Genomic DNA, 5,809 nt, shown 5'->3' with positions numbered 1-5,809 from the left:
CGTAAGCGCTGTTCAGCGGCCACCTACCGGATGACGGGGTGATCTGCGAGTCTGCGGTTTGTTCGGACCGTTAGGCTTAGAATGGACACAGTGCATAGTGCTATCGCGGAGCCGGTGCGGCGGCTTGAGGTCTTCACCGGAGCCGGTCGTCGGCGGAAGTGGAGCGACGACGACAAGGCGCGGATCGTCGCCGAGATCGTGGCGAGTGGCGACTCGGTGTGTTCCGTGGCCCGACGGCATGGATTGTCGCCGCAGCAGTTGTTTGGTTGGCGCCGCCAGTTGCGAGAAGCAGCAGGCGGTCATTCCGAAGCGGACAAAGTCCAGTTTGTGCCAGCGGTGGTGGAGGCCGTGGTACCGGCGCCGGCAGCTCACCAGGAGCGTAAAGTGGTGCGCAAGGCAGATAGCGGGATCATCGAGATCGAAGTCGACGGCATCACGATCCGGGCCGGTCGTGGTGCGGACCCAACGATGATTGCGTCGATCGTCCAGGCGCTGAAGGCGAGCCGGTGATCGGTCCGTCGGGTGCGGTCCGGGTGATGGTGGCGACCAAACCGGTAGACTTCCGCAAGGGAATGGAGGGGCTTGCTACCCTGGTGCGCGAGAGTATGGGGGCTGACCCATTCTCAGGAGCTGTCTATGTGTTCAGGGCCAAGAGGGCGGACCGGATCAAGCTGGTGTTCTGGGACGGAACGGGTTTGTGTCTGTTCGCCAAGAGGCTCGAGGATGGAATCTTCCGCTGGCCGAAGATCGAGGACGGTGTGATGCGTCTGTCGGCGGCGCAATTGTCGGCGCTGCTGGAGGGGCTCGACTGGCGGCTTGTGCACGAGGCACGGGAAACGTCGAAGCCAACGCAGGCCGGATAGCTGTTGGCGGCGCTGCGGCGAAGTGAATCAGGAGCGTCGGACGCGTCGCCAGATGGCGGCGAATATGCTCTGAATTGGGTGTGAGCGACGCCCTGCCTGACGATCCCGAGACGCTGAAAGCGATGCTGCTCGCCGAGCGGTGCGAGAGCGAGCGGCTGCGTCAGATCATCAAGGAATTGCAGCGGCATCGGTTTGGCCGGCGGGCAGAGACGCTGCCTGAAGATCAGATGCTGCTGGGCCTGGAAGACGTCGAGCAAGTGGCAGCGTACAGCGAGACGGCGGACGTGAGCGCACCTGAAGGCCGTGAGGCGCGGGCTCGCAAGCGCCGCGGCAACCGTGGTGCCTTGCCGACGCACCTGCCGCGGATCGAGGTCGTCGTCGACATCGAGGACAAGACCTGTCCCTGTTGCCAGGGCGAGTTGCACCGGATCGGCGAGGATCGGAGCGAGCGGCTGGACCTGGTCCCGGCGCAGTTCCGGATCCTCGTGACCCGGCGTCCCAAATACGCCTGCCGGGCTTGCGAGGACGGCATCATGCAGGCGCCGGCCCCGGCCCGGCTGATCGAGGGCGGATTACCGACCGAGGCCACCGTCGCCCAGGTCCTGGTCTCCAAATATGCCGATCACCTGCCGCTCTACCGGCAGGCCCAGATTTACGCCCGCCAGAGCATTGAGCTCGATCGTTCGACGTTGGCGGACTGGGTGGGACAAGCTGCCTTCCACCTGCGTCCGTTGCGTGAGCGCCTCCTTGGCAAGCTCAGGCAACGGCCAAAGCTGTTTGCCGATGAAACGACGATGCCGGTGCTCGATCCCGGCCGCGGGCGCACCAAGACCGGTCAGCTCTGGGCCTATGCGGCGGACGACCGGCCATGGGGCGGCGCCGATCCGCCGGGCGTCGCCTACGTCTATGCCCCCGATCGCAAAGCCGACCGACCAATCGCCCATCTGGCAGGCTTCAAGGGGATCCTGCAGGTCGATGGCTATGCCGGCTATGGCAAGCTCGCCGAGCGTGGCGAGGTTCAGCTTGCATTCTGCTGGTCGCATATGCGGCGTAACTTCTACGAACTTGCCACACCCGGTCCCGCGCCCATCGCAAGCGAAGCGCTTCAGCACATCGCCGAGTTCTACGCGATCGAGAAGGACATCCGTGGCCGCAGCGCCGAGGAGCGCCGCCTCGTCCGGCAGCAGAAGGGTCGGCCGCTGGCGGAAGCCTTCGAACGGTGGCTCCGCTCAAAGCTCGCTTTGATCAGCCAAAAGGGCAAGCTAGCCGACGCCATCCGCTATGCGCTCTCACGCTGGGAAGGCCTGACGCGCTTCATCGAAGATGGCCGTATCGAGCTCGACAACAACGCGGTCGAGCGATCAATCCGCCCGATCACGCTCAACCGGAAGAATGCGCTGTTCGCAGGCTCCGACGGCGGCGCCGAGCACTGGGCCATCATCGCTTCCCTGATCGAAACCTGTAAGCTGAACGATGTCGATCCGCTTGCCTATCTGACCGATGCCCTCACCAGGATCGTCAACGGCCATCCAAACAGCAACATCGATGAGCTGCTTCCGTGGGCCTATTGCCGTCACGACCTCAAAGCCGTGGCCTGAGAACGACGCTTACACTTCAACAACGGCTTCAAGTGGTTTCGGCTGTCGGTGACGGTCGGGACCGCGGCCTCGCTGGTCGACGCCACCATTTTGGCTTCGAACCGCGCTATGGCTTCGCGACCGGCAACGACGCTGCGTCGGTTGTACAATACGTCTGATCTTTTCGCCGCCTTGGCGGCCCGGCGCAAAATGCCGGGCCGCGTCTTTCGTATTCACCAGAGGGATCGATCGATCGATCGCTCGTCATGGTCGATACCGTCAACTCGGCCGCCACGATTGCCGGCTATTGCCACACAAAAAACACGCGTCCACCAGAGTTCGGCAACAGGCGTCAGTGACCGCTGAAAGCGTTACGCGTTCTCAAGGCAGCGGCAGTCGTTATGGCTTTGGAAACCCTTCTGATGTGCTCGTGGGTTTGTCCCAAGGCCGCTTCCCTTCGGCGTCGCGATCCCACCATCGTTCTTTCGGCCCACGAACATCGTCCGCCTTCTCTTTGGCCCTGGCCGCTTTAACTTCATCGTGGAGGGACGATCCCCCTTTCAGCGAATCCGGAGCGTTTGTCTCGGCGGACGCGGATGACCAGCCTACGACCATGAAAGCCACTAACAGGAATATCTTCATTCCTGTTGATAGCACCGTTCCCCCCTGGTGTCTGATTTGGTTTGGTCACGCTTTCTGGGGCAACCCCTCCGCACGCGGGCATAAGGTCCGATGCAAATTTTCTACCGGTTATTTGAATCGATCGGTTGCTCAGGAGAGCCTGGTCCGGAGCCCGTGGTGGCGATGGGCAAGCCATTCGCTGAGTAGCCCACGCCAACGCCGGCGCGCCCACCGCGCCAGCGCCCGCGGCGCTGTTAGGAGAGGCAGCATGTGTTCCTTGCCTCGCCGCTCGCCTTTCGTCGCAGAACTAGCGTGAAATATCGGTAAATGCTGTGTCTCTGCAGTTGGAAATCTATGCGCTTGGTCGATTTGGTAACACATAAATATCCGTAGTTGCACGGGGGCGGGGCCTCTCGTTCGTGAGACGCAGCTTCAACGTTCGCCAATCTTAAAGCATCATTATCGCTACCAGCTCGACCTTGATCTTCCTTCTTCGATAAAAACGAGAAACAGCCGTTCAATCGATTGCAATGCTTGTCGCCTAGTCTGTGACTCGATACGACCGCCTCCTGGTCGTCGTTGCAGGGCTTATAATGACGACCGCCATATCAAATGTGACAGCGATCGACGCCGCCAAGTTTGTGCAGTCCATCGGCGTAAATACCCATCTTGGCAACTGGACCGTGTACGAGAATGTTGGACTGGTTGAGAGTTCACTCGCGTACCTTGGAGTGACGACCGTCCGCGACGGCAGCATGTTCTCGACGGCGCACGCTCAGGCGGCGTATTCACAACTGGCGAGTGATGGAATCAAGTTTGACTTTTTCACTCCGCCAGGAACCAACCTCTCGACATTCATCAAACAGCTGGACGCATTTGTCGCAGCTCATCCGAACGGGCTGTTCGCGATCGAAGGCCCCAATGAGGTGGATATCCAGACCTTTTCGTACAATGGCAGTTCGTCATTATCGAGCGCGGCTGCATTCCAGAAAGCACTTTATGCAGCCGTTCAGGCCGATGCAAACCTGGCGGACGTGCCGGTTTACAATCTCACGCTATCTCAGCCGAACAGCGCCAACTATAGCCAGGTAGGAAATCTCTCGTCGTCGGCCGACTACGCTAATATTCACGCCTACGTCTGGTCGGGGGCCACGCCGAACCAGGTCCTGTTGAACGACGTGAAGATTGCACAATGGGACGCGGCCGGATTGCCCGTCATCTTCACGGAAACGGGCTACGACACGATGACGGGTGATCCCATGAGCGGGGTCGATCAGACGGTCCAGGCGAAGTACACGCTCGATACCCTGATGGACGCGTTCAAGGACGGCGTCGCGCAAACCTTCCTGTATGAGCTCTTCGATGAGGCATCTGATCCGAACTTTACGAACAAGGAAGCTCATTTCGGCCTATTCAACAATGATGGTAGTCCAAAGCTTGTTGCGACCGCAATACACAACCTCACGACGATTTTGAGCGATCCCAACGCCTCGCAACCGTTCACGCCCGGCGGCCTGGCCTATAGTCTGGACAATATGCCATCGAGCGCCTCCCAGATGTTACTGGAGAAGCACAATGGCACGTTTGATCTTGTGGTGTGGGATGAGCATGTCATCTGGGATCCGAACCTAAAAAAGGAGATCGCGTCCCCAACTAGTGATGTGACGGTCAATCTTGGAAAATCCTATGGGGTGGTTTACGTTTACGACCCGCTCGTCGGGACCAGTCCCATCGCGATCTACACGAACGTCTCGAAGCTGCACGTCGCGTTGACTGATCATCCACTTGTCATTCAGGTTGGCGATGGAAGTGTGACGTCGGGCACCTCTTCAGCGGGCACCGTCGCTGATACGACCGCGCCTGCCGCACCGAGCATTGCGACGTTCTCGCCTGACAGTAGCGTTGCGGGCGATGGCATCACGAAGGCCAATCAGCTGACGCTGGCTGGGACCGCGGAGGCTGGCAGCAAGGTCCTGGTGTTCGATGGAGCGACCCAGGTGGGCACCGCCACGGTCGATGCCAGTGGCAACTGGTCGTTTGCGACCGGCACGTTGGTCGATGGCGCCCATGTCTTCACCGGCCAGGCGGTGGACGCGGCCGGCAACATCAGCGTGGCCTCCAGCGCCTTGAACGTCGCGGTTGATACGGTCGCACCCAATGCTCCGACGATCGTCTCGGACACGCTCGCCGCGTCCAACACGATGGCTGTTGCCGGAACGGCGGAAGCGGGTAGTACGATCAAGTTGTATGAAGGAAGCAGCTTGCTAGGCACCGCGGTGACGACGTCTAATGGTGTATGGAGTATCACGACCGGATCTCTTGCGCAGGGGGCGCATGTATTCACGGCGACCGCAACGGATGCAGCTGGCAATTCGAGCGGTCTTTCGGCTGCGTTTGACCCGGTCGTCGGAACATTGATCGAGGCAGCTGGAACGACCAGTTTGATAAGCGCTGGAAACAACTTCTATCTGTCTAGTGCCGGTACAGATGTCCTGCTGAAATTCGGTGGCACAGCATACGTGGCCGGACAGTTCAGCGGCTGGGCGCCGATTGGTGCGGAGGCGACATCGACCGGCTTTGAGGTAGCCTGGAAGAATTCGACGACCGGCGTGTACACGGTGTGGAATACCGACAGCAATGGCAATTTCACGTCCAGCCTTCTCAGCAACGTCTCCGGAACGAGCGCGTCCTTTGAGTCGATCGAGACTTTATTCAATCAGGATCTCAACCGCGACGGCGTGATTGGTG

General features: G+C 60.2%; 4 protein-coding genes. All 4 read left to right on the top strand.

The features are described 5' to 3' along the window. The first annotated feature begins 81 nt into the window (after positions 1-81). On the top strand, positions 82-510 hold the full coding sequence (gene tnpA, locus E4K65_RS46100) for an IS66-like element accessory protein TnpA (RefSeq protein ID WP_135179689.1): 429 nt from the start codon (positions 82-84) through the stop codon (positions 508-510). Continuing rightward, positions 507-863 (top strand): IS66 family insertion sequence element accessory protein TnpB, encoded by a 357-nt coding sequence (gene tnpB, locus E4K65_RS46095; RefSeq protein WP_135179688.1) that lies wholly within the window; start codon positions 507-509, stop codon positions 861-863. Before tnpA ends, tnpB begins: the two co-directional genes overlap by 4 nt. Before the next feature lie 122 nt (positions 864-985). Next, positions 986-2,461 carry an IS66 family transposase gene (gene tnpC, locus E4K65_RS46090; protein WP_135179690.1) on the top strand — a complete coding sequence of 492 codons (1,476 nt, stop codon included), beginning with the start codon at positions 986-988 and terminating at the stop codon, positions 2,459-2,461. A gap of 1,193 nt (positions 2,462-3,654) precedes the next feature. Beyond that, a partial coding sequence (locus tag E4K65_RS46085; protein ID WP_235886061.1) for an Ig-like domain-containing protein occupies positions 3,655-5,809 on the top strand: 2,155 nt, incomplete at its 3' end.

It is taken from the genome of Bradyrhizobium niftali, assembly GCF_004571025.1.
In the GTDB taxonomy this organism is placed as follows: Bacteria; Pseudomonadota; Alphaproteobacteria; order Rhizobiales; family Xanthobacteraceae; genus Bradyrhizobium; species Bradyrhizobium niftali.
This window is presented reverse-complemented; position numbering and strand designations above follow the sequence as displayed.

Excerpts from the sequence above, each read along its gene's own strand:
- tnpA (WP_135179689.1), top strand. The coding sequence starts at position 82 with ATGGACACAGTGCATAGTGCTATCGCGGAGCCGGTGCGGCGGCTTGAG.
- tnpC (WP_135179690.1), top strand. The coding sequence starts at position 986 with ATGCTGCTCGCCGAGCGGTGCGAGAGCGAGCGGCTGCGTCAGATCATC.